The organism is Butyrivibrio sp. AE3004 (assembly GCF_000703165.1).
In the GTDB taxonomy this organism is placed as follows: domain Bacteria; phylum Bacillota; class Clostridia; order Lachnospirales; family Lachnospiraceae; genus Butyrivibrio.
On record NZ_JNLQ01000002.1, the window covers coordinates 2,229,145 to 2,254,962 of the forward strand.

A 25,818-nucleotide genomic window follows, 5' to 3' on the forward strand; every position below is an offset into this window, starting at 1 on the left:
AACCGCAGCGCAGTTCCAAGAGCCATATTATAGTGATTTATTTCTTATTATCTTATCACATCGTGATATTCCTGAAGGGATTTAATATTTCCGCATCCGCCCTTCTTTACTTCCTTTATTCCCTGAACTGCAGCTTTTGCGGCAGCGATGGTTGTTATGTAAGGAAGTCTTGCTTTTATTGCGGAGCGGCGAAGGTAAGCATCATCATGCTTTGCTCCCTTTCCGATAGGAGTATTTATCACAAGCTGAACCTCTCCGTTCTTTATAAGATCCTCAACGTTAGGACGGCCACCCTCATAATTCTTAAGGATTCTATTCGCATCTATTCCGGCACCTATAATTTCCTCATAGGTCTGACCGGTCGCATAGATTTTGAACCCTTCCTCTGCAAATGCACCTGCAATTTCAGCAGCATTCGGCTTATCCTCGGAATTTAGAGAAATAAGAACCGCACCCTCAAGAGGAAGGGCTGCGCCTGCTGCCTCCTCAGCTTTAAAGAAGGCCTCACCCGGAGTCTTAGCAAGACCAAGTACCTCACCTGTTGAACGCATTTCAGGTCCGAGTACCGGATCTACTTCAGGGAACATATTGAAGGGGAACACAGCCTCTTTTACGCCATAGTACTTTGGCTCTGTATCCTTTGCTGAATCAATCAGATCCTGAACAGGAGATTTTCTTCCGGTAAGCTCAGCCGTAATGATATCTGTCGCTACAGGAACCATACTGATTCCGCATACCTTTGATACAAGCGGTACAGTACGGGATGCACGGGGATTTGCCTCAAGTACATAGACAGTATCATCCTCTATGGCATACTGCATATTCATGAGTCCGACTACGTTCATCTCTACTGCTATCTTTCTGGTATACTCCTCGATAGTCTTTAAATGTTTCTCCGAGATGTGCTTGGAAGGAATAATACAAGCAGAATCTCCGGAATGGATGCCTGCAAGCTCAATGTGCTCCATAACGGCAGGAACAAAGGCTTTCTCTCCGTCACTTATTGCATCTGCCTCACACTCAAGTGCATTATGAAGGAATCGGTCTATAAGAATAGGTCTGTCAGGAGTTACTCCGACTGCTGCCCTCATATAACCCTCCATGCTTTCCTCATCACGGACAATTTCCATTCCTCTTCCTCCAAGTACAAAGGAAGGACGTACCATAACGGGATAACCGATTCTTGCAGCAATTGCCTTTGCTTCCTCAACATCTGAAGCCATACCTGACTCTGCCATGGGAATCTCCAGCTTTTCCATCATCAGACGGAACTGGTCTCTGTCCTCAGCAAGATCAATTACTTCGGGTGTAGTACCGAGAATATTTACGCCCTCTTCCTTAAGCTTTGCAGCAAGATTGAGAGGTGTCTGTCCACCGAACTGTGCAATAACTCCAACAGGCTTCTCCTTTTTATAAATCTGAAGAACATCCTCAAGAGTAAGCGGCTCGAAATACAGTGTGTCTGATGTGTCATAGTCGGTTGAAACCGTCTCGGGATTACAGTTTACAATAATGGTCTCAAAGCCAAGCTTTTTAAGTGCAAGTGCTGCGTGTACACAGCAGTAATCAAATTCAATACCCTGTCCGATCCTGTTTGGACCACCGCCAAGGATCATGATCTTTCTATTCGTGGAAGACATATCCTTGGGATTTTCCAGTGTAGCATCCGTCTTGTAGGTTGAGTAGTAATAGGCTGCTCCTTCTGTTCCGTATACATGAACTCCGTCAAAACTCTCAAGGAGTCCGAATTCCTCTCTGGTATTTCTTATATCATCCTCGGATACACAAAGAAGCTCTGACAGATATTTATCTGCAAATCCGTCTTCCTTTGCCCTTACGAGCACGTCCTTTGACGGAACCCTTCCCGCAAAATCCTTAACAATATTTGTTTCCTCATCAACAAGCTCTTTTATCTCGTTAAGGAAATAATGTTTAACCTTTGTGATGTCAAAAATCTCATCTACCGTCACACCCTTTTTAAAGGCTTCGTATATAAGGAAATATCTCTCAGAAGAAGCATCCTTTAAAAGATGAAGGAGCTCTTCCTTATCCATATCCTGATATTTTTTTACATTGCCAAGTCCGTATCTGCCTTTTTCAAGAGATCTAATGGCTTTCTGGAATGCCTCTTTGAAATTCTTACCGATGGACATAACTTCTCCGACCGCTCTCATCTGAGTGCCGAGCTTATCTTCTACGCCACGGAATTTTTCGAATGCCCAGCGCGCAAACTTAACAACCACATAGTCGCCGTTTGGAACATATTTATCAAGAGTACCGAACTTGGAATCGGGGAGCTCAGCAAGTGTAAGACCTGTTGCAAGCTTTGCGGATACAAGCGCAATCGGGAATCCCGTTGCCTTACTTGCAAGAGCTGAGGATCTTGAAGTTCTTGGATTTATCTCAATAACAACAATTCTTCCTGTCTTCGGATCATGAGCAAACTGAACATTTGTACCGCCGATTACTCCGATATGTTCTACAATCTTATAAGCCTGCCTCTGAAGCTCCTTTTGGAGGTCTTCATCTATTGTGAGCATAGGCGCAGTACAGAAGGAATCACCTGTATGAACGCCGACCGGATCAACGTTTTCAATGAAACAAACCGTGATCATGTTGTTGTCTTTATCTCTTACTACTTCAAGCTCAAGCTCCTCCCAGCCAAGGATTGACTCCTCAACAAGAACCTGATGAATGATGGATGCAGCAAGACCTCTTGCACAGACAGTCTGAAGTTCTTCTTTATTGTAAACAAGGCCACCGCCTGCTCCTCCCATGGTGTAAGCGGGACGCAGCACAACAGGATATCCAAGCTCATCTGCTTCAGCAAGTGCCTCTTCGATGCTGTAGCAGGCCTTTGATCTCGCCATCTCGATTCCCAGCATATCCATGGTCTTCTTGAACTCTGTTCTGTCTTCGCCACGCTCAATGGCATCAACCTGAACGCCTATAACCTTGACGTTATATTTATCAAGCACACCTGCCTTATAAAGCTCCGAACACAAATTAAGACCAGATTGTCCTCCCAAATTGGGCAAAAGGGCATCCGGTCTTTCTTTTTCAATTACAGCCGCTACGCGGTCAACATTTAAGGGTTCAATATAAGTCCTGTCAGCCATCTCCGGGTCAGTCATAATAGTAGCCGGATTGGAATTCACCAGGACGATCTCATATCCAAGACTTCTAAGTGCCTTGCACGCCTGAGTACCTGAATAGTCAAATTCGCAAGCCTGTCCGATAACGATAGGACCTGAGCCGATAATGAGTACTTTGTGTATATCTGTTCTCTGTGCCATGTTCATCTCCATTCCTTGTTATTTGTTAAAACCACTACAAATTTTATTATCAGGAAGCAAAGAAAACAAGTGGGAAATTTATTCAATTACAGATATACTGATTTAGTTGTTTTTTATTCTAAAGTAAATAAAGCGCATCCTCATCTCCGATAATCGTGCAATCTGAGTGAAGCTGGAGTATTGACGCAGGAATCCCCGGGGTTATTGGCCAAAGAAGCGCTTTTTGCAAAATTGCAGCTTTACCTGATCCGGAAGCTAAAAGGACAATCTTTTTTGCCTGAAAAATAGTCTTAATTCCAATGGTTATGGCTTTTTTCGGAACATCCTTTTTGTCATCAAAAAATCTCTTATTGGATATAATGGTACTCTCTGCAAGCGTAACTACATGAGTGGACGGTATAAAGGCTTCTCCGGGTTCATTAAAGCCTATATGCCCGTCTGTCCCTATTCCAAGAATCTGAAGATCTATTCCGCCTATATTTTCTATTATTTTCTCGTAGTCTTTGCAAACCTTTTCCGTATCAGTATCTGCACCGTCGGGGATATAGATATTCTCCTTGCTGATATTTACATGCCTAAAAAATTTTTCGTGCATAAAATAGTTATAGCTTTGAGGATTATCCCTTGATAGCCCAACGTACTCATCAAGATTGACCGTTCTTGTTTCAGAAAAATCAATGTCGCCTTTATTGTACAGTTCTATAAGATACTCATACATACCGATAGGTGTCGACCCTGTAGCCAGTCCAAGGACAGAGTTATTTTTTTTACTTATCTGGTCAAGCACCATGTTGGCTGCTGCCCTGCTCATTTCCTGATAATTCTCTGCTCTGTGGATTTTCATCTGTCAATACCCCGATCTGCATCCTTTCATCAAACAAAGGTTATTTCCTACATCGTAGTCCAAAGCTGTTTTCATAAAAAAATAATTTAAGGGTCAAAAGAAAGTTATGACCTTTTGACCCTATTTTAAAAACAAAATCAGTTCAATTGACTGTAAAAGCTATCAATATTCTCTTCCGGAAGCTTAACAGGATCCCATCCGTAATCCTTAAATTGTGTTATGGAAAGCTTGTTTGCAGCAACGTAATTTGCAATTATCTGAGCTCTTATCTCGTCCTGCTTTTCACCGTCACTATAGACTTTCATAAACTCGTCGTAATGATCCCCGAAAATCTTCTTTGCCGAAGGTGTAAAGTCAGAACCATCTTCAACGAGTTCAATATCGGTTACTTCATATCCGGCATCAGTGTTCTTTAAATGCATGCATCCGGGATATGAACCTCCGGATACCATTTCAAGAGTATCTCCCTTAAGCTCATAATTATAGTATTTAAAATCACCATAGACCTTTATGTCATCTTTATCGCTTTCATCCTCTGCTACAATAATGGGGCAGGGAATACCCACATCAGCCTTTTCATAATCACCTGAAAAGGTAGTTATTATGTACTTGTATAATACAGAATAAAATGCTTCCGGTCCCGGATATTCATAAGCGGGAATTTTTGCCTCAGATGCTTCTACAGCCTCTTCATTTTCCGCAAGTCCCTTAGCATCCTCATTCTTTGAAAGCGGCGTAAAGTCGAATTTCACATAATTATCTGTTATACCTGCAACACCTTCATCGAATTCTTTTTCTGTGATGCTCTCATATTTATCTGGCTCATATGCCTTAAACCATGGCTCGTTCTCGTTTTCGTATCCATCATATTTATAGCTGTACTGAAGAATCATCTCTGTATCATTGGATGAAATACCATACAGATCAAAACCGCTCTGTGCTGCTCCGCCTGACCATTCATTAGCTATGAAATGATTATCATCGTTATAATATCTGTTCCTTGCTCCGCCTGATACTACAAAGGCAGGCTTGTGGTCAACAATTGTATAAATGTCGTAAGCAATGGTGTTATCTCCGCCATCTAACGGTCCAATAAACATCTCATCAATTCCGTCAACATTTACATCCGCAAAAGCATAGCCGATTCCATCAAGTCCCTGTCCGTCATCAGCAATGGCAATATTGTAAAATTCAGGAGAAATATTTTCTCTCTCAAGCTTGTCTGCATCCCATCCTTCAGTAACAGCCTTCACATACTTTGCAAGAACAGTATTATAGAGATCCGCTCCCTTCATTCCTGCGCCTTCAGCATAAGTAAAGCCGTTAACACCTGTAATGGAGCTTAGAATAGCACTTTCGGCTTCGTCAAGCTTTTTGAAATCCTCCGGCTCATCTTCAAGGTTATAATCCCACTGAATTTCAGACGGCATGCATTTTATCACATCATAGACTTCACCATCTTCATTTGAAATCTCACCGAGTTTTGTAAACGGGCCGCCCGCATACTCTTTCGGATCTGCAACAGCCCAGATTCCTACCTCATATCCTCCGAATCCGGCATCAAGTGATTCCTTATGAAAAACGTCTATCTTGTCATCTGTTACATCAACCTTGACAATATCCTTAAGTTCATCAGGAATTGTGATCTCAAATATTTTGTTTGAATATTTACCGGACTGAGCTTCTGCATCAGCTGCCTCTTCCGTAGCAGTGGCTTCTTCTGCTTCCTCACTGCTCTCTGCCTCAGCACTGTCACTTTCTGCGTTATCAGTACTTGCTTCTTCTGCAGGATCAACCAACTGAGTATTGTCGGCTGTACCCGGTCCTGAATTGGTATCCGGAGTCGCACTGCTACAGCCGGTTATTCCTACCATCAGACATAACATTGTTGCTACAATTCTTTTTTTCATATTGCTTATCCTCCTCATAAGACTTATTCATAACTAATATATACATATTAGATTATTTATACAAACATTCTGCCATCCTTGCTATCTCATCCGCTGATGCATGAAGTTCTTCTATAGTTGCATTTATGGTACTCATCTCATCGTTTTCTTTTTCTATGCTCTCTGTGATCTGATTGATTTTTATAAGTATATCCTTAACAGAATCATTTATATTACCAAGCTGCTCTGCAATGTTACCAGTTGTATCCTTTGTTGAGGTTGCAAGAGACTGAACTTCAGTTGCAACTACCGCAAAACCTTTTCCTGCTTCTCCGGCCCTTGCTGCTTCTATAGAAGCATTGAGCGAAAGCAGATTGGTCTGGGTGGCGATACTCTGAATGCTCTCAATAATATGCATTGAAGCTCCAACCACGCCTTCGATCGTGTTTGCTGCCTCTGTCACTTCTTCCTGTCTTGCAGAGACATCATGCATCTGACTTGTAGCTCTTTCCACATTATCAGCTATATCCGCTATACCCTCACGAAGTGATTCGATATTAGGTTTCATCTGCTCTTTAAACTGGACTCTCTTTTCTTTTTGCTCGGAAATATCAAGAATAGTACCGGCTGCCATAAGCGGTTTTCTGTCAGGTGACCACACCACATAACTTGATGCACGAACCCACACATAATGATTGTCCTTATGGCGTATCCTGTACTCCATATCAAAAACAGTATTTCCCGAAGGATCGGAAAGCTGTCTGCCCATAGCTTCAGAAGCCGCAGCGACATCATCCGGATGGATCTTGGTGATCCACGAGTTCATAATATCCGGAAAATCGGCTGAATGAGGTTCATAACCAAGAATTCTCTTAAACTGATGTGAAAAGACCATTGGCGAGTTTATGTCATCAATCGCATACTTCGTCAGGTCCATACTCCAGCTGCCCTCAAGCATCATTTTATCGACTGCTCTTCTGCGCCTTGTGTCATGCTCCAATGCAGCAGCATTTTTCACCTGCTCGTCTATATCAGAAAAAGTACCTATAAATTCCTTGGGTTTTCCGCCTTTAAATCTTATGCATTCTCCCGCAGCATGGTACCACTTATACTCCCCTGACTTTGTAAGTAGTCTGTAATCAATATCAAATTTGGTCCTGCCTGATTTATCTGCAGCCGCAGCACCGAATGCAGCAAATACATCCGCTGCTTCATCAGGATGAATAAGCCCGCCCAGTGCTTCAATGGTATCGGGAAGTTCCTGCCTGTTGTAACCAAGCATTCTTCTGAATTCATCTGAATACTCAACACCTGTCTGGTTTCCTGCAGTATCATAAAAGCATTTCCAAATCCCCAGATGCGTGCTGTTATTTACAGCATCAAGTTCATCCTCACTTTCCTTAAGACGTTCCTTTAATTTTGCAACATCAGCTTCAAGTTCCTCAATTCGTGCATCATTCTCAAACTGCTCTTCTTTTTTCCCAAACAAAAACATAAGAACCCCCTCTATAGCAAACGAACATCGTATCGTATATGCATAGAAAGCAGCCTGTTACCGCATAATAATGCAGGTTGGCCTGATAGGCTAAGTATACTATATGAGGTTTTAATTGACTTTATTTTTTAAAATATTTAATCAAAATATTAGAATTTTTATGAAATAATTATTCTAAAAAAAGAGCCCCGCCTCAGATAAAACATTATCTAAAGCAAAGCTCAATTATGTTAATTTGTATATCCCATCAGATATTCATCTACTTCCTTTGCACAGGCTCTTCCTTCTGCGATAGCCCATACAACAAGTGACTGGCCACGTCTCATGTCACCTGCGGAAAACAGTTTTGTACCCTGAACATGGTAGCTGTCCTCTGAAGTCACAACTGTTCCTCTCTGACACTTCTTTAATGAAAACTCATCTGCTGAGTAATCCTCGCAGCCAATGAACCCCGCTGCAATTAGAAGAAGGTCACATTTGATGTTTTTCTCGGAACCGGGGACCTCTGTAAGCTTGCCATCCTTGAAGGTTACCTTAACTGTTTCGATCTGCCTGATAGCACCCTTTTTATCGGTTGTAACGCTTTTAACCGTAGTCTCAAAAACTCTGGGATCACTTCCAAATACGTGGATTGCTTCCTCATGGCCATAGTCCGTTTTAAGAGTCTTTGGCCATTCGGGCCAGGGGTTATTTGCAGCTCTTTGGACAGGAGGCTTAGGCATCATTTCAAGCGCAGTAACGCTTTTCGCACCATGTCTTATGACTGTTCCGATGCAGTCATTACCCGTATCGCCGCCACCTACAATAACAACGTTTTTACCCTTGGCATCAATATAACCGCCCTGATCCTTAAGAGCATCTACGGTAATATCCTTTGCCTTCATAAGTGCCTTGGTTGTATGTGTAAGAAAATCAACCGCGTTGTAAACACCCTTTATTTTTTCAGGATCGGCAACGGGTAACGGTCTTTCCTTTTTAGCACCACAGCATAAAACAACGGCATCAAACTTTGAAAGCAGTTCACTACCCTTCTTTGTTTTTCCTACATCGGTGCCTGTGTGGAATACCACTCCCTCAGCTTCCATCAGTGCTCTTCTGCGTTTAATAACTCTCTTGTCCAGCTTCATATTGGGAATACCGTACATCAAAAGTCCGCCTATCTCATCTTCTCTTTCAAAGACCTCGACACTGTGTCCTCTGTGGTTTAATTCATCCGCAACGGCAAGTCCTGATGGACCGCTTCCCACAACCGCAATTTTCTTTCCGCTTCTGATCCTTGGAATCAGGGGCTTCATATACCCCTTTTCAAAGGCTGTCTCAACAAGGAAAAGCTCGTTATCATGAACAGTAACCGCATCTCCGTTTTGTCCGCACATGCATGCTTTTTCGCAAAGAGCAGGGCATACACGTCCTGTAAATTCAGGGAAGTTACTGGTCTTATGAAGTCTTGCAAAAGCGTGTTCTTCATGCCCCTTATATATCTCATCGTTCCACTCGGGTATCAGGTTGTGCAAAGGACAACCTGTTACCATTCCGGAAAGATTCATTGCTGACTGACAAAAGGGTACACCACAGTCCATGCATCTTGCTGCCTGTTCACGGCGCTTTGCTGTATCCAGCGGCTTGTGAAATTCTTCAAAGCTCTTGATCCTCTCCTTGGGCGGAATATCAATATTGTTTGTTCTTTTATATTCTAAAAATCCTGTTTCTTTTCCCATGATATATATAATTCTCCTTGATAAATTATGTTGTTATGCCAGTTCCTTGAACGCTTCAAGAACTGCATTGTCGTGGCTTATTCCCTGTTCCTCATATTTTCCGATTGCTGTAAGCATCTTCTGATAATCATTTGGAACTATCTTTTTGAAGTCGGGAATAAAGCTCTCAAAGTTATCAAGAATCTCTTTTCCGTATTCTGAGTCTGTTTCCTTTACATAATCCTCAAGTATAGCTTTTAATTCCGCAATATCGTATTTCTCGGTAAGTTCATATAGTGAAGCCATGTCCTTATTCATTCTAAGGTAAAGAGTGTGCTCTTTATCGAGGACGTATGCTATTCCTCCGCTCATACCGGCTGCAAAATTTTTACCTGTCATGCCAAGTACAACCGCTCTTCCACCGGTCATATACTCAAGTCCGTGGTCTCCGCAGCCCTCTGATACAGCTATTGCCCCCGAGTTTCTTACACAGAATCTCTCGCCGGCAACACCGCAGATATAGGCCTTACCTTCTGTTGCTCCGTAAAGCGCAACATTTCCGACTATGATATTTTCATGAGCCTTATAGGTAGCTTTCTCTGAAGGTCTTACAATTACCTTTCCGCCTGAAAGTCCTTTTCCGAATCCGTCATTGGCATCACCGTAGAGCTTTAAGGTTACACCCTTAGGAAGGAATGCACCAAAGGACTGTCCACCACCGCCGCAAGCTGTCACCTTGATTGAATCCTCGGCAAGACTGTTTCCAAATTCAGCAGTAACCCTGCTTCCCAGAAGCGTTCCAAAGCTTCTGTCTGTACTTGAGATATCAACGCTGATGCTCATCTTGTCCTTATCCTTTTCATATGCGGGGATCAGCACTCTGGCATCCAGGGTCTTTTCAAGTTCAAAGTTATATACATCTTTTTCATCAAAATGAGAGCCTTCTCTTCCGGCATAATCACTATTTAAAAGTCTGCCAAGGTCAGCTGCATATCTGCGGTTCTTGATGCTGTTTGCAGCAAGCTCCATACCTGCGAAAGCACTCTCTCCTTGGCCTGCTTTTCCTTTTATTCCAGAGCCGTCTCTCATCCTCAGGCAATCCGTTCTTCCTACCATGTCGGTAAGTTTTCTGAATCCAAGTTCACTCATGATCTCACGAAGCTGTCTTGCAACAAAAAGCATGAAGTTCATTACATATTCGGGCTTACCTGCAAATCTCTTCCTGAGCTCCTCGTTCTGGGTGGCAATACCTACAGGACAGGTATCCTTGGAGCAAACTCTCATCATCATGCATCCCATACATACAAGAGGAGCAGTTGCAAAACCGAATTCCTCAGCGCCAAGGAGAGCTGCTATTGCTACATCACGACCTGTCATTAGCTTACCGTCGGTTTCCAGAACAACTCTGCTTCTAAGACCGTTATCCAGAAGTGACTGGTGTGCTTCACTTACTCCAAGCTCCCAGGGAAGTCCTGCATGGTGTACCGAAGATGAAGGTGCTGCTCCTGTTCCTCCATCATACCCTGATACCAGGATTACCTGAGCGCCGGCTTTTGCAACACCTGATGCAATAGTTCCAACGCCTGCTTCAGAAACGAGCTTAACAGATATCCTTGCCTTGTCATTTGCGTTTTTAAGGTCGTAGATCAGCTGTGCAAGGTCCTCTATTGAATAAATATCATGGTGTGGGGGTGGAGATATAAGAGCTACTCCCGGCGTTGAGAAACGTGTTGCCGCAACCCAGGGATAAACCTTTTTACCGGGCAGATGTCCACCTTCACCGGGCTTTGCACCCTGTGCCATCTTTATCTGAATCTCCTGTGCACTCTGAAGGTATCCGCTTGATACCCCGAATCTTCCGGATGCTACCTGCTTAACTGCGCTGTTTCTTTCTGTTCCAAAACGGGATACATCCTCTCCACCTTCACCTGTATTGGATTTTCCTCCAAGTCGGTTCATGGCAATCGCAAGAGTTTCGTGCGCTTCCTTTGAAAGTGAACCATATGACATGGCACCTGTCTGGAAACGCTTCACAATACTCTCCTCGCTCTCTACTTCTTCAAGTGGTACCGGTTTATCCGCAGGAACGAAGGAAAGCAGTGCCCTCAGTGTGTGAGGTCTGTTCTCATCATCAACCATATTGGTGTATTCCTTGAACCTCTCATAATCTCCCTCACGAACTGCACGCTGAAGAGTAACTATGGTCTTTGGACTGTACATATGGTCTTCTTTATCGTTTCCGCTTCTTAGTGAATGGAAGCCGATTGAATCAAGTGTAGTATCAGATGAAAGCCCTAATGGATCAAAGGCCTTGTTGTGTCTGAACTCCACATCCTCTCCGATTTCCTTTATACCGATTCCGCCAACTCTGCTGGTGGTGCCGGTAAAGTATTTATCTACCAGCTCTTTTGATAAGCCCATTGCCTCAAAAATTCTCGCTGACTGATAGGACTGAAGGGTTGAAATACCCATCTTTGCAGCAATCTTTACCACGCCTCCCAAAAGAGCTTTGTTGTAATCTGCAATCGCTGTGTGGTAATCCTTATCAAGAATTCCTATATCAATAAGTTCAGCAATGCATTCCTGCGCAAGATAAGGCTGAATTGCACGTGCACCAAATCCCAGAAGTGTAGCAATCTGATGAACATCTCTGGGCTCACCACTCTCAAGAATAATTGATACTGCCGTACGCTTTTTAGTTCTTACCAGATGCTGCTCAACTGCCGATACTGCAAGAAGTGAGGGTATAGGCATGTGGTTTTCATCAACTCCTCTGTCTGAAAGAATTATGATATTTACACCGTCAGAGGCTGCTCTGTCAACTGAAATACACAGCTGTTCAAGTGCTCTCTCAACCGGGGTGTTCTTATAATAAAGAAGAGATATTTTTCTGACATGAAATCCGGGCTGGTCAAGTGCCTCAATCTTCATCAGATCAACACCTGTAAGAATGGGGTTATTTACCTCCAAAACTCTGCAGTTGTCGCTCTTTTCCTTCAAAAGATTTCCGTCAGATCCGATATAAACCGTTGTATCGGTCACGACCTTTTCTCTTAATGAATCAATCGGAGGATTGGTAACCTGCGCAAAAAGCTGTTTGAAATAGCAGAAAAGAGGCTGATGGTGATCCGATAACATTGCAAGGGGAATGTCAGTACCCATTGAAACAGTGGGCTCTATCCCGTTTTCAGCCATAGGCATGATCTGCTTTTTTACATCCTCATATGAATAGCCAAAGACCTTGTAAAGCTTATCTCTGATTTCCTGAGAATGTGTAGGTATCTTTTTGTTAGGTATATTTAACTTATCCAAATGTAAGAGATGTCTGTCCAACCACTCACCGTAAGGCTTTGAACCGGAGTATTTGTGCTTACATTCTTCATCTGAAATTATGCGGCCTTCCTTTGTATCAACAAGAAGCATATGTCCCGGTGAAAGACGTGATTTCTTTAAGATATTTTCCTCGGGTATATCAAGAACACCGACCTCTGATGCAAGGATAAGTCTGCCGTCCTTTGTGACATAATATCTTGAGGGACGCAGACCGTTTCTGTCCAGAGTTGCGCCGAACACATCACCGTCTGTAAAAAGTACTGCGGCAGGGCCGTCCCAGGGCTCCATCATTGTTGCATAATAATGATAGAAGTCCTTTTTATCCTGTTGCATGAAGTCATTGTGTTTCCATGGCTCAGGAATTGTGAGCATCATTGCAAGCGGAAGATCCATTCCGTTCATATAAAGAAATTCAAGTGTATTATCAAGCATGGCGGAATCAGAGCCCGATGATGCAATAACAGGATATACCTTCCCAAGGTCATCTCCGAAAACATCTGATGCCATAGTTTCTTCGCGGGCGAGCATTCTGTCGCTGTTACCGCGGATAGTATTAATCTCACCGTTATGAGCGATCATCCTGTACGGATGAGCACGCTGCCAGGACGGTGTTGTATTTGTTGAAAAGCGGCTATGAACAAGCGCGATCGCAGTATGGTATTCGGGTGAAAGAAGATCCTCGTAAAAGTTTCTGAGCTGTCCTACCAAAAACATTCCCTTGTAAACAATAGTTCTTGATGAGAATGAACAGATATAGGTATCCTCTGATGACTTTTCATACTCTCTGCGGAGGCAGTACAATCTTCTGTCAAAATCAATCCCCTTGTTCACATCAGCAGGTCTTTCAATAAAACACTGACAGATGTATGGCATGCAGTTTCTTGCAACTTCACCGAGTATTTCGGGATGGATCTCAACATCTCTCCAGCCGAGTACCTTCAGATTTTCTTTCTCTGCTATGACTTCGAGCATACGTTTTGCAAACATTCTTTTCATGGAATCCTGTGGAAAAAAGAACATGCCGATTCCGTAGTCACCGGAATTTTTTAACTCAATACCGGTCTTTTTGGCTTCCCTTGAAAAAAAGTTATGTGATATCTGCACCAAAATACCGACGCCGTCACCGACTTTTCCGGTAGCGTCTTTTCCGGCTCTATGCTCAAGCTTCTCAACGATACTAAGCGCATCGTCAAGAACTTTGTTGTCTGCCTTACCATCTATATTTATAACCGCGCCGATACCGCATGCATCGCGCTCATTCATCCAATTATCCATTTTTACCTACCTTGAAGTTTTATACATAGTACACTAATTTCGAAACTGGCAGCCTTAGGCTGACTGATGAGGTGTTTTAGCACAGCATTTTCGAAATAACCGGTATAATCCGCAAAATGCTTGCCCGAAGTGCAGTTTCAAAAACGTAGCGGGCTACGCTTTTGGAACTGTGCTATCGGGTAAGCAGGTTAGAATTTTGTATAGTTATTAAATGCTGTGCGAGATGTTTTTTCACCTCACCCGCCCCTTCGGGGCACCCTCCCCTCAAGAGGGGAGGGCTTTAATGTATTTTCGTTCACCTCACATTCCCCAAAGTAGGGGAGGGCTTTATCATTTTTATCTAAGTGAGAAGAGCATCTGTCCATATGTGGGATAGCTCAAATACTTGTCAGGGATAAGTGCTTCAGCCTCATCAGCATATTTACGAAGTTCATCCATATCAGCAAGAATTGTCTTCTGATAGTATGATGCCTGATCGAGGATGCCTTCTTTTTCTTCAGCGATCTTTGTATCTGCTGCAAGTACCTCGAGTGCTTTGCACATTCCTGCAGAAGCCTCATCAATTGTCTTAAGAACTCCTGTCTCAAGTGTGGCACTTCCTTCACCGAGAAGACTCTTCTTCTGAAGGATTTCCTTACCAAGATCCTTCTGATAGGAAATGATACCTTCTGTCAGATCCTTTCTAACCATCTCCTGCATAGTGAGTGCTTCTATATGAACTGACTTTGAGTAGTTCTCAAGGAGGATTTCATATCTTGAATGAATCTCTTCTTCTGTAAAGATGTTGTGCTTTGTAAAGAGCTTTATTGACTCATCTGAAATCCAGTAAGGCATTGCATCCGGAAGTGACTTAAGGTTCGGAAGACCTCTCTTTTCAGCCTCTGCAACCCATTCGTCTGTATATCCGTTTCCGTTAAAGAGCACTCTCTTGTGTGCAGCAAGCTCTTCCTTCAGTACCTCCATAACCTTTTCTTTAAGGTCTTCACCTGAATAAGCTGAAAGCTTTTCATAAAGTCTTGCCACCTCTTCAGCAACCGCTGTGTTCAAAACGATATTTGCATTTGCTACGGAAACTGATGAACCGGGCATACGGAATTCGAATTTGTTTCCTGTAAATGCAAAAGGTGATGTTCTGTTTCTGTCTGTGTTGTCCTTTGTAAAATGAGGAAGTACCTTTGCTCCCATTGCCATCTGAACTTTGCCCTGGCTAACGTAAGCTTTTCCTTCTTCAACACTCTTTAATACTTCGGCAAGCTCATCACCAACGAAAATTGAGATGATAGCCGGCGGTGCCTCATTTCCTCCAAGTCTGTGGTCGTTTCCGGCGGATGCAACTGAGAGTCTGAGAATAGGTGCATACTCATCAACCGCAGAAATGACTGCCATAAGAAATACAAGGAACGGAATATTTTCACCGGGATTCTTACCGGGATCAAGCAGGTTCATTCCTGTATCTGTACATACAGACCAGTTGTTGTGCTTACCTGAACCGTTGATTCCTTCAAACGGCTTTTCATGTAAAAGACATGCATAATTGTGCTTGTCTGCAACCTTTTTCATAACCTCCATTGTGAGCTGGTTGTGGTCAACAGCGATGTTTGCTGTTTCAAATACAGGTGCAAGCTCATGCTGTGAAGGTGCTACTTCGTTGTGCTTTGTCTTAGCAGGAATACCAAGCTTCCAGAGTTCTTCATCAAGGTCGTGCATGTAAGCAGATACCTTGGGCTTTATAACTCCGAAATAATGATCCTCCATCTCCTGCCCTTTTGTCGCCGGTGCACCGATGAGGGTTCGGCCGGTGAAAAGAAGGTCCTTTCTCTTTTTGTAGAAGTCCTTATCTATTAAGAAATACTCCTGCTCAGAGCCGATTGTGGTGTTTACGCGTTTTACATCCTCGTAACCCAGGAGGTGGAGCAATTTTACTGATTCTTTTGACAGAGCTTCCATCGAGCGCAGAAGAGGTGTCTTCTTATCAAGCGCTTCTCCGCCATATGAACAGAATGCTGTGGGGATGTAAAGTGAACCATCTTTTATAAAAGCAGGAGATGAAGGATCCCAGGCTGTATAGCCACGTGCTTCAAAGGTTGCACGAAGGCCTCCTGAAGGAAAGCTTGATGCATCGGGTTCGCCCTTTACAAGCTCTTTTCCGGAAAACTCCATGATGATCGTTCCTTCACCTGAAGGTGAAATAAAACTGTCATGTTTCTCAGCTGTAAGTCCTGTCATGGGCTGGAACCAGTGTGTAAAATGTGTTGCCCCGTTCTCAATTGCCCATTCTTTCATAACTGCAGCTACTGTATTAGCAACATCAAGCTCAAGGTGTGAGCCCATCTCTATTGTCTTGTGAACTGCTTTGTATATATCCTTGGGAAGTCTCTCCTTCATGATCTTGTCATTGAATACGAGACATCCGAATTTTTCTGTAAGTTTACTTGCTTCTATCATTACCTTTTCCTCCTTTTATAGCCCCTCATCCGGCACTTCGTGCCACCTTCCCCCCAGAGGGGGAAGGCTTTATTTTTCTTTCTCCATGGGAAGGCTTTTTTTCTTTCTCCATGGGAAGGCTTTTTTTCTTTCTCCATGGGAAGGCTTTTTTTTCTTTCTCCATGGGCAGGCTTTTTTTCTTTCTCCATGGGCAGGCTTTTTTTCTTTCTCCATGGGCAGGCTTTTTTTATGCCTTCCCCCTTGAGGGGGAAGGTGTCAGCGTAGCTGACGGATGAGGGTTCATTATCACTTACCACTTGCGCCGTAATTGCTAAGTACTCTTGCTGACGGGTCATTGACATCGCAACCCTTCCAGCTCTTGTTGGGCATCCAGAAATCGATAATCATATCTGACAGACCCTCGTAATATTTTTCAAAAATCTCTCTATATAAAAGTGACTCTTTTGTAAACGGTGTTGCATGCTCATACTTAACTCTGTTTCTCTCGTACTCTTCGTCCGTGTATTTATCTTCTGCGTATTCCATAAGATCGTCTCTTAAGGAATGTCCTACAGCATCTGAAAATGCCGCCTTCTCTCTCATCAGAATTGAGTAAGGAATAAATTTATCAGGTTCAAATGCTTTCCTTAATAAATATTTACCCATGCCGTATGTGTTAAGCTTTTTCTCCGGATCGATGCTCATTACATAATCTACAAAATCAAGATCACCGAAAGGAACTCTTGCTTCGAGTGAGTTGACACTTATGCATCTGTCCGCACGAAGTACATCGTACATGTGAAGTTCTCTTACTCTCTTCTTTGCTTCTTCCTGAAAAGCTTCGGCGGTTGGAGCAAAGTCTGTGTATTTATAACCGAAAATCTCATCTGATATCTCACCTGTAAGAACAACCTTAATGTCTGTATTTTCATGTATCCACTTACATAAAAGGTACATTCCGATGGAAGCTCTTATAGTTGTAATATCATAGGTTCCGAGAGCTTTTATAACAGGCTCGAGTGCATCCAGAACATCCTGTTTTGTAATGATAACCTCATGATGATTGCTGTGAATGTACTCAGCGACCTCCCTTGCATACTTAAGGTCAATGGCATCTATATCCATTCCTATGGCAAAGGTCTCGATCGGTTTATCACTAAGACTTGCTGCAACTCCGCATACCAGTGATGAATCAAGTCCGCCGGATAATAAAAATCCAACCGGGGCATCAGCATCAAGTCTCTTCTTTATTCCGTTTAATAATTTGTCATGTATATTTTTTGTAATTGTTTCAAGGTTATCTGTTTTAACTTCTTTGACATATGTCATGTCTCTGTAGCAGATAAACTTTCCGTCCTCGTAATAATGTCCGGGCGGAAATGGTGTTATTTTCTTGCATACACCCGTAAGGTTTTTGGGTTCTGATGCAAAAAGGATATATCCGTCTTCGTCATAACCGTAATACAGAGGTCTTATTCCTATCGGATCTCTTGCTGCGATGAAGCTATTTTTCTCCGCATCATAAATTACCATTGCAAATTCGGCATCCAAAAGGTTAAACATTTTTGATCCGAGTTTTTCATAAAGAGGAAGAATTATCTCGCAATCACTATCGCTCTTAAAGGTATATCCAAGAGATTTCAGATACTTCTTAAGTGTGTTAAAGCCATACAATTCTCCGTTGCAGATCACAGCATTTCCGTTTAAGGTAAAGGGCTGCATTCCATTGCAGTTAAGTCCCATAATCGCCAATCTGTTAAATCCGAGCCATCCTCCCTTCACCTTCAGGGTCCTGGACTTATCAGGTCCTCTTGATGCTGTTCTCTCCAGCATTTCCTCAAAGAATTCTTTACTTAGCTCTTCTCTTGCATATGTGAGAATTGCGCACATAATACTCTTCCTCCTGGTATTTCTTTTTTTATATGAAACACTAAGCTGACACCACTCAGACTTAGTGTTCATTATTAAATTTATTAACTTTGAATCCCTTTATCACTCAGCATCCGCAAGGGCAAGGATACCTTCTTCGCCTGTACGGATCTTTACTACATTATCGATGCTGTAAACGAAGATCTTACCATCACCGATCTTACCTGTATAAAGAGTTCTCTTAGCAGCTTCTATTACATCTTCTACAGGGATCTTGCTTACAACAACCTCAAGCTTGATCTTGGGAAGAAGTGTTACATCCATTTCAACTCCGCGATACTTCTGTCCTGATCCCTTCTGTACGCCACATCCCATAACCTGAGTTACTGTCATACCTGTTACACCAAGATCATTCATTGCCTTACGAAGCTTGTCATATCTTGAAAGCTTTGTAACAATAACTACCTTATGAATACCTGTATCTGTCTTAACAGGGCCTGTAACAACAGGAACAGATGCATTTTTCTGGAATTCTGAAGCCTTGTCATATTCATCTACACCAAGGTCTGTGTTTTCGTTCACACTCATGTTAAGAGTATTTGAAATATCCATAAGTGCGAATCCTGAATAAGCTGAAGCAAGACCATGCTCTGTAGCATCAAGACCTGTGATTTCCTCTTCCTCTGTAACTCTAAGACCAAGAAGTGCTTTGATTGCAACGAAGGTTACTGTAATTGTTACTGCTGTCCAGGCTGCAACTGCTGCGAAACCTACAAGCTGAATTCCAAGGAGCTTAAATCCGCCGCCGTAGAAAAGACCAACCATCTCATTTCCTGCTGAATCAGCAATGCTATAACCGGGTGCTGCGTTTGTTGCGAAAAGACCAACTGCAATTGTTCCCCAGATACCGTTTAAGCAGTGAACTGCAACTGCTCCAACCGGATCATCAACATGAAGCTTATAATCAAGAAACCATACGCCGAAGCAAACAAGAAGTCCTGCAACAATACCTATCACTATTGCGCCGAATGCGTCTGTTACATCGCAGGGAGCTGTGATCGCTACAAGACCTGCAAGTGAAGCATTGAGACACATTGAAACATCGGGCTTACCATATTTAAGCCATGTAAATATCATGCATGTTACAGTTGCAAGTGCAGGTGCGATTGTTGTTGTTACAAATACACTTCCGAGCTGCTCAATAGATGTGCAGGCTGCTCCGTTGAAGCCATACCAGCCAAGCCAGAGAATAAAAACACCAAGTGCTGCAGCTGTAAGATTATGTCCGGGGAAAGCGTTTACCTTAACAACCTCTCCTCTTGCATTTCTCTCGAACTTTCCAATACGGGGACCGAGGAAAGCTGCACCGATAAGAGCTGAAATACCGCCAACCATGTGAATACATGTGGATCCTGCAAAATCATGGAAGCCCATCTGTGAGAGGAAACCGCCGCCCCATGTCCAATGTGCTTCAATAGGATAAATGATTGCTGAAATAACTGCCGAGTACACACAATAGGAAATGAATTTTGTTCTCTCAGCCATTGATCCTGAAACGATTGTTGCCGTCGTAGCACAGAACACTAAATTGAATACGAAATTGGACCAGTCAAAGTTTGCATAATTTGTAAAAATATCAAACCCGGGCTTTCCAATGAATCCCATCAGATCTTCACCAAGTAAAAGACCAAAACCGATAAGGATAAATACTACAGTTCCGATACAGAAATCCATCAGGTTTTTCATAATGATATTTCCTGTATTCTTTGCTCTGGTAAAACCGGCTTCACACATTGCAAAGCCTGCCTGCATCCAGAAGACGAGAGCTGCACCTATCAGGAACCAAACTCCAAAGATTTTCCCGTCGACAATACTCATAATCTCTTCACTCATAATCTTCTCCTCCAAAAAAGATAAAAAAGCGGTGCAAAGGAACGGCTGTCTTATAGCCTGATGCCCCTTTGCACCGCTTTCATCTATGAACTTTATTATGGAATACCTGTATACACTTTATGGTGTACATATCTCCGGAGTCGTATCCACTAATACATAGAAAAAGGCGCCTTAGAGTGTTATCTCTAAGACGCCCTTGTCTTTATAGATTGTGATTGTACGCTCGTATACAAAAAGTGTCAAGTGACTTTTTTAACTTTTTTTGTTTTTTCTTCAGTTACGTTTTTTATCTAATGCCATTATCATTTTTTGATTTACTCATATGCGCTTTTTAGAAATGTTTAATAAAAAGTTTATGCACTGAAAAACATTTATGTATTACCATTAATTTAAAAGTAATTTAGCTTTAAAGGGATATCCGACTTTTTTAGTCAGATATAAAATATGTTTTCCAGAGGAGGTTATTATGGCAAAGAGCAATAAAGAAAATCGTCTTCAGCTTGAAGGTATGAGCCTAAAAATGAAGCTCATAGTTACTATTGTACCGATTGTAGCAATCCTGTTGATTCTCCTTACGGTTATAACCACAGTAGTAAGCCGAAATATTATCCTTCAGAGATCTGATAGTGAAATGGAAGCTACGCTGGGCGAGCACACATACTACATTTCATCAGAACTTGAAGCCATCCGTGCTCAGGCTGATACCGTTGCCAGAATGGTTGGCGGTACTTATGAATCTGCTTCAATTGAAGACTACGGAAAAGCCCTTACTGAGGTTGTTGAGGGTAGCAGTCTTATATTAGGTGCCGGTCTTTGGTTTGAGCCCAATGCCTTTGACAAGGAATCACAGTATTATGGTCCCTATTGGTACAAGAACACCGACTCCAACGGAGATTGGGATGGTAAGGATCTTATCCTCACATGGGATTATTCCAATGCTGAATATGATTATTTTTCACAGGAATACTATACAAATGCAAAGAGTCTTCCTAATGCAACAATAACCGATCCTTACTACGATGCATCAAGCGGAATGGTTATGGCATCCTGCTCAGCTCCAATCAAGACAATAGAGGGACAGTTCCTTGGATGTATTACTGTAGACATTATGCTTACCTCCATAAAAGATCAGATTGGTTCTATAAAGGTTGGAAATACAGGAACCCTTTTCCTCATTGACGGTAACAGTAATTATATATATCATCCCGCATATCCCGATGCTTGTAAGGACCAGATGAATCTTTCTGATTCTACTGAACTTAACGATTATATTTCAAAGATCAAATCTGACGATATTGGCGAAGGCGAATTTAAATTTGAAGGCAGCACAAGACTTCTATATTGGGATAAAGTTCCGAATATGACCTGGAAGGTTGGTCTTACAATATCCCAGGATGAAATTCTTAAAGAAGTAAACACTCTTATGCTTACCTCAATCATCGTTTGCCTGGTTGCTATGATTCTTACCACCGCAGTAATTATCTACCAGGCTACAGGAATTGCAAGTGCGGTAGCGGTTGTTGCTAATTCTCTTTCTCACCTTAGAGAAGGTGAATTTGTAAAAATTACAGGTGCAAAAAAGAGAACCGACGAAATCGGTCTTATGACAGAAGCTACGAACGACGTAATCAACAAGCTGGATGAAATTGTTTCACATATCAAGGAATCAGCAATGTCTGTCGGGTCCTCTTCAGAGGAACTGTCCGATATGGCTAATCAGATTTCGCAGACAGCAGAGGATGTATCAAATGCCGTACAGGAAATTGCTTCCGGTGCAACACAGCAGGCAGACGAAATCCAGAGTGCGTCCGAAAACGTTGGACGTATCGGTGATGCTGTTAATGACGTTCAGGATTCAACCGGCACTCTTTCAACCACAGCCGGAAAGATGAAGGAAGCATCAGAGGTATCAAGCAGATCACTTGCTTCTCTCCAGGATTCCTCTATGGAGATGACAGCTAAGATAGATGAGATTTCCAGAACTATCCAGGCAACACAGGAAGCTGTTACAAATATCGGAAGTAAGGTTGAAGGAATTACTTCTATTGCTACTCAGACCAATCTCCTTTCACTCAATGCATCCATTGAGGCAGCAAGAGCAGGTGAAGCAGGTAAGGGCTTTGCAGTCGTAGCTGAAGAGATTGGACAGCTGGCTGAAAATTCCAAACAGCTTGCAGATGATATCAGAGTGGAGATGGATTCACTTCTTAATCAGGCAAAAGCAGCTGTTGATGCTGCAGAAGATGTCCGTCAGGGCAATATCGACCAGCAGACAGCTCTTGGCGATACTCTTGCAGCTGTTAACGGAATGCTTGAGGATATCGGAAGTACAGTTGGCGGAGTACAGCTTATAAGCCGTGGTGCTGACACTTGTGAAAGCTCCAAGAACGCTGTTGTTGATACAATGAGTGCTCTCTCTGCAATATCCGAAGAAAACGCTGCATCCTCACAGGAGACGGGAGCTTCCATGCAGGAATTGTCCGCTACAGTAACTACTCTTGCAGGCTCAGCATCCAATCTTAAGGATATTGCTGAAAAGCTGAATGAAGAAATGCAGTTCTTTAAGTCATAACAACAAGCTGGAAAACATAATAATAATCTTCCAAATATAAGAAACAGATTGCCGCAGATTTAAAAAAATCTGCGGTAATCTGTTTCTTTTATCTTTTTATTTTACTTTTTGAAAATACTAATCAGTTTTTTCTGGAAAGCATCAACTCCGATACCTACGTATACTACTCCGGCAATCATTGCAGCCCCTATCTGGATTGGCAAAGTTCCAAGCTCTGAAATCTTCATCGGTCCCATTATAGTAAGACCTATGGCCCAGCCACATAACCATGCAGGTGTGAAAATGAATTTCGGAAAAGTCTCTCCGATCAGAACCGCTATCCCACCAAGCACAAATAAGGTGCAGTATAGTTCCGCATTGGGATTAAAGGACAATTTTTCCATTATGAAAACTGCCAGAACAGCCCAGATATCTCCACACAAAAAACCAATGGTAATCTTTAATGCATCGCTTACCTTGTTTCCGTTGGTAACATAGAGTCCTGCGCAAATGAGTGCAACAGCACCTGTCGTTATTCCTGCGAGAGGTGAAAGCACTGCCCAAATAGGCGGAAGTAATGCTATCCCAAATGCCAGCGTTAATTTATTGAGTGTTTTTTCGTTCATTATTTATTCTCTTTTCGTTATGCGTAATTATCATTTTTTATTACGCATTCTTCTCCCATTCAAAGCCTGTAAAACAGGGCTTTCCTGTATAGTGCTTAAGCTCTTCTTCTCCGGTAAGAACTCTGATAGCACCTGCAGCCATTGCTTCCATCTCAAACTCACCGGGATATGCAAAAACAGGTGCTATAAAGGAACAAGTCTCAGTAATCTGAGAAACCAGGTCCTTATTGTGGACCATTCCGCCACCAAGAAGAATTCCGTCAACCTCTCCGTGAAGAACTGCAGCCATTGAACCAATGCACTTTTCAATCTGATAGATCATCGTGTTCCAGAGCATTTCCGCATATTTATCACCATTTGCAGCTCTGTTTGTAAGCTCTATAGCATCTGATATTCCCGCATGGCTTACAAATCCGCCGGACTTGGTAATAAGCGGCTTAACATCAGCTACTCCTAAGTTATTCTTTTTCATGTAATCAAGAAGATTTGCAACCGAAATGCTTCCACAACGTGTGGGAGCCATAGGGCCCTCTCCGCCTACAATATCAAAGCCGTCAATCATCTTGCCTTTTCTGTGAGCAGATACAGATATTCCACCACCGATATGACATACGATGTAGTTTGCTTCCTCATACTTTTTATGAAGCACATTTTTACTGTGACGAATAGCGGTCTCCTTAAGGTTCAGTGAATGAAGATGCGCAAGTCTGTAAACACCCTTGATACCTGTCATTCTTGCAAGATCCTGATACTCATCAACATCGGGGGGATTAACCACCATAGCCCTGGCACCTATCTTTGTTGCGAATTCAGCTGCAAGCTGCGGACCCAGTGCAGCAGGATGGATAACTCCGTTTGCCATGGTCTTTGCATGGTTCAAAAGAAGCTCATCCACATCATAGGTTCCGCCTTCCATTGCAAAAAGTCCGCCGCCTCGTCCTACAAATACATCAACATCATCTATTGATACATTTGCTTCCTTTAAGAGATCAAGAATCATGTTCCTTCTATAGGGAAGCTGATCGCTGATTGTCTCGTATTTTGCAAGTTCTGCCGCATCATGTGACACGTTCTGTGAGTACAGGCATTCCTCACCCTTAAACATTGCGATTTTGGTTGAAGTGGATCCCGGATTTATTGTAAATACTTTGTATTCTTTCATCTCTTCTCTCCTGCTGCTCTTACCGCACTTATTACAATATTTCCCTTAATCTCTGATACCGGTGCACTTCTTGAGCAGTCACATACAACCTTGTTAAAGCCCTGAAGCATTGGACCGTAAGCATCTGCATGGCCAAACTGCTGGATAAGCTTAACCGCAACATTACCAACGTTAAGGTCAGGCCAGATCACTACATTTGCTTTTCCTGCAACCTTACTGTCTCTGTTTACTTTTTTCTGTGCAACAATAGGATTGATTGCGGCATCAAGCTGGAATTCACCATCAATTGCAAGGTCAGGGCGAAGTTCATTTGCTATTTTTACTGCCTCAGTAACCTTATCAACAAGTTCTCCCTGTCCGCTTCCGAGTGTTGAATAGCATACACAGGCACATCTGGGTTCCCAGTCAAGAAGTGACTTTACTGTGTCACATGCTGCAATTGCGATGCTGGCAAGCTGCTCCGGATTGGGATTTGTGCAAACCGCACTGTCACCTATAGCAAGAAGTGAACCTTCACTTCCCTCGTAACCGGGAATATCACAAAGTCCGATACTTGAGATAGTAGAAAGCCCCGGCTTCATTCCGATTATCATCTGTCCTGCAAGAAGAACATCTCCTGTTGTATAGTCGATTCCCGCAAAAGTAACATCAGCTTCATCTGCTGCCTGCATAACCATAGCGAACTGAAGCTTATCCTCCATACGACGTCTGAGTGCCTTTTCCTTAAGCCTTGTATCCGGAAGAGATGTATATTTCTCAACAAGAAGAGTCTTATAATCCTCGTCATTGACATCTACAATCTTGAATACCTCTTCGTTATAGCCTCTCTCTTTGATCGCAGCTTTAATCTCATCAGCTTCACCAACCAGAATGGGTTTTATATAGCCTTCGGAACCTGCTTCGTAAGCTGCCTGCATCATCTTTTCATTCAAAGCTTCAGGAAAAGCTACTCTCTGCGGATTTTTCTTTGCCTTCTCAAAAATTTTATCTATTACGCTCATTTTTCCCTCTTCTCCGGTTCATAATAATTTGCTTTACCGGTTTCATTTATTTTAAATAGGCTCGCCTTTGTGGCGAGCCGCTAAGTTGCTTTACATTTCCTCTTCGATAAGGTCGATAAGATCTGAAATTGTCTCGCAAGCACTAACATCTGCAAGCATAAGAGCAACATCAAGCTCGTTTTCGATTTCTGAAACCAGAGCAACCATCTGTACTGATGCTCCGTTTAAGTCTGTCTTGAAGGAGGTTGTTTCGGAAAGCTCTGAAACTTCCTTCTTGTATGCCATTGCTACCATGTTTAATACCTGATCTAAAATTTCCTGTCTGCTCATTTTTATTTCTCCTTTTTTGTTTTTTATCTTCATTCGGATTGCTTTTCACCTCATCCGGTGGTTTTCCCCTCATCCGGGTTGGTTTTCCCCTCATCCGGCGCTTCGCGCCACCTGTCTTCACTCCGTTACGGTC

Annotated in this window: 15 protein-coding genes; 1 reads left to right on the top strand and 14 read right to left on the bottom strand. The window is 42.6% G+C overall.

Annotation, left to right across the window (positions count from 1 at the left end; translation table 11 throughout):
- Positions 1-47: 47 nt before the first annotated feature.
- The 10 genes from carB to BV60_RS0112770 form a co-directional block, all read right to left on the bottom strand.
- On the bottom strand, positions 48-3,296 hold the full coding sequence (gene carB, locus BV60_RS0112725; protein ID WP_029322322.1) for a carbamoyl-phosphate synthase large subunit: 3,249 nt from the start codon (positions 3,294-3,296) through the stop codon (positions 48-50).
- Between the two features lie 118 nt (positions 3,297-3,414).
- A complete protein-coding gene (gene nagB / locus BV60_RS0112730) occupies positions 3,415-4,140 on the bottom strand; it encodes a glucosamine-6-phosphate deaminase (protein ID WP_029322324.1) in 726 nt (241 codons plus the stop codon).
- Positions 4,141-4,277: 137 nt separating this feature from the next.
- Entirely contained in the window at positions 4,278-6,050 is a 1,773-nt protein-coding gene (locus BV60_RS0112735) for a hypothetical protein (protein ID WP_029322326.1), read from the bottom strand.
- Between the two features lie 52 nt (positions 6,051-6,102).
- On the bottom strand, positions 6,103-7,524 hold the full coding sequence (locus tag BV60_RS24110; RefSeq protein WP_029322328.1) for a methyl-accepting chemotaxis protein: 1,422 nt from the start codon (positions 7,522-7,524) through the stop codon (positions 6,103-6,105).
- 230 nt (positions 7,525-7,754) lie between these two features.
- A complete protein-coding gene (locus BV60_RS0112745) occupies positions 7,755-9,242 on the bottom strand; it encodes a glutamate synthase subunit beta (RefSeq protein ID WP_029322330.1) in 1,488 nt (495 codons plus the stop codon).
- 33 nt (positions 9,243-9,275) lie between these two features.
- Positions 9,276-13,829: a glutamate synthase large subunit gene (gene gltB, locus BV60_RS0112750; RefSeq protein ID WP_029322331.1), complete on the bottom strand. Its 4,554-nt coding sequence runs from the start codon at positions 13,827-13,829 to the stop codon at positions 9,276-9,278.
- Positions 13,830-14,165: 336 nt separating this feature from the next.
- Complete coding sequence (locus BV60_RS0112755) at positions 14,166-16,274, bottom strand: glutamine synthetase III family protein (RefSeq protein ID WP_029322333.1); 2,109 nt, start codon at positions 16,272-16,274, stop codon at positions 14,166-14,168.
- Positions 16,274-16,570 (bottom strand): hypothetical protein, encoded by a 297-nt coding sequence (locus BV60_RS23205; RefSeq protein ID WP_197029560.1) that lies wholly within the window; start codon positions 16,568-16,570, stop codon positions 16,274-16,276. Before BV60_RS23205 ends, BV60_RS0112755 begins: the two co-directional genes overlap by 1 nt.
- Positions 16,560-18,143, bottom strand: coding sequence for an asparagine synthase B (gene asnB, locus BV60_RS0112765; RefSeq protein ID WP_029322335.1), 1,584 nt, complete (start codon positions 18,141-18,143; stop codon positions 16,560-16,562). The genes BV60_RS23205 and asnB overlap by 11 nt, the downstream gene beginning before the upstream one ends.
- A gap of 102 nt (positions 18,144-18,245) precedes the next feature.
- Positions 18,246-20,015: an ammonium transporter gene (locus tag BV60_RS0112770; RefSeq protein WP_029322337.1), complete on the bottom strand. Its 1,770-nt coding sequence runs from the start codon at positions 20,013-20,015 to the stop codon at positions 18,246-18,248.
- A gap of 466 nt (positions 20,016-20,481) precedes the next feature.
- On the opposite strand from BV60_RS0112770, the gene BV60_RS22770 reads away from it, so the two are divergent.
- A complete protein-coding gene (locus BV60_RS22770; protein ID WP_081846678.1) occupies positions 20,482-22,587 on the top strand; it encodes a methyl-accepting chemotaxis protein in 2,106 nt (701 codons plus the stop codon).
- 101 nt (positions 22,588-22,688) lie between these two features.
- Here BV60_RS22770 and BV60_RS0112780 read toward each other — a convergent pair whose 3' ends face one another.
- The 4 genes from BV60_RS0112780 to BV60_RS0112795 form a co-directional block, all read right to left on the bottom strand.
- Positions 22,689-23,192, bottom strand: a complete 504-nt coding sequence (locus BV60_RS0112780; protein ID WP_029322341.1) for a DUF1097 domain-containing protein — start codon at positions 23,190-23,192, stop codon at positions 22,689-22,691.
- Positions 23,193-23,232: 40 nt separating this feature from the next.
- Positions 23,233-24,354: a butyrate kinase gene (buk, locus tag BV60_RS0112785; RefSeq protein WP_029322343.1), complete on the bottom strand. Its 1,122-nt coding sequence runs from the start codon at positions 24,352-24,354 to the stop codon at positions 23,233-23,235.
- Entirely contained in the window at positions 24,351-25,355 is a 1,005-nt protein-coding gene (locus BV60_RS0112790) for a phosphate acyltransferase (RefSeq protein WP_029322346.1), read from the bottom strand. Before BV60_RS0112790 ends, buk begins: the two co-directional genes overlap by 4 nt.
- Before the next feature lie 90 nt (positions 25,356-25,445).
- The gene (locus BV60_RS0112795; RefSeq protein WP_029322348.1) at positions 25,446-25,685 is read right to left on the bottom strand and encodes an acyl carrier protein; all 240 of its coding nucleotides are present in this window, start codon (positions 25,683-25,685) and stop codon (positions 25,446-25,448) included.
- Between the last annotated feature and the right edge of the window lie 133 nt (positions 25,686-25,818).

What these genes read in the sequence shown, in the direction of transcription:
- nagB (WP_029322324.1), bottom strand. Translation starts at nt 4,140, where the DNA reads ATGAAAATCCACAGAGCAGAGAATTATCAGGAAATGAGCAGGGCAGCA.
- BV60_RS0112745 (WP_029322330.1), bottom strand. Translation starts at nt 9,242, where the DNA reads ATGGGAAAAGAAACAGGATTTTTAGAATATAAAAGAACAAACAATATT.
- buk (WP_029322343.1), bottom strand. Translation starts at nt 24,354, where the DNA reads ATGAAAGAATACAAAGTATTTACAATAAATCCGGGATCCACTTCAACC.
- BV60_RS0112770 (WP_029322337.1), bottom strand. Translation starts at nt 20,015, where the DNA reads ATGAGTGAAGAGATTATGAGTATTGTCGACGGGAAAATCTTTGGAGTT.
- asnB (WP_029322335.1), bottom strand. Translation starts at nt 18,143, where the DNA reads ATGTGCGCAATTCTCACATATGCAAGAGAAGAGCTAAGTAAAGAATTC.
- carB (WP_029322322.1), bottom strand. Translation starts at nt 3,296, where the DNA reads ATGGCACAGAGAACAGATATACACAAAGTACTCATTATCGGCTCAGGT.
- gltB (WP_029322331.1), bottom strand. Translation starts at nt 13,829, where the DNA reads ATGGATAATTGGATGAATGAGCGCGATGCATGCGGTATCGGCGCGGTT.
- BV60_RS0112735 (WP_029322326.1), bottom strand. Translation starts at nt 6,050, where the DNA reads ATGAAAAAAAGAATTGTAGCAACAATGTTATGTCTGATGGTAGGAATA.
- BV60_RS0112755 (WP_029322333.1), bottom strand. Translation starts at nt 16,274, where the DNA reads ATGATAGAAGCAAGTAAACTTACAGAAAAATTCGGATGTCTCGTATTC.
- BV60_RS22770 (WP_081846678.1), top strand. Translation starts at nt 20,482, where the DNA reads ATGGCAAAGAGCAATAAAGAAAATCGTCTTCAGCTTGAAGGTATGAGC.
- BV60_RS0112780 (WP_029322341.1), bottom strand. Translation starts at nt 23,192, where the DNA reads ATGAACGAAAAAACACTCAATAAATTAACGCTGGCATTTGGGATAGCA.
- BV60_RS0112795 (WP_029322348.1), bottom strand. Translation starts at nt 25,685, where the DNA reads ATGAGCAGACAGGAAATTTTAGATCAGGTATTAAACATGGTAGCAATG.
- BV60_RS24110 (WP_029322328.1), bottom strand. Translation starts at nt 7,524, where the DNA reads ATGTTTTTGTTTGGGAAAAAAGAAGAGCAGTTTGAGAATGATGCACGA.
- BV60_RS0112790 (WP_029322346.1), bottom strand. Translation starts at nt 25,355, where the DNA reads ATGAGCGTAATAGATAAAATTTTTGAGAAGGCAAAGAAAAATCCGCAG.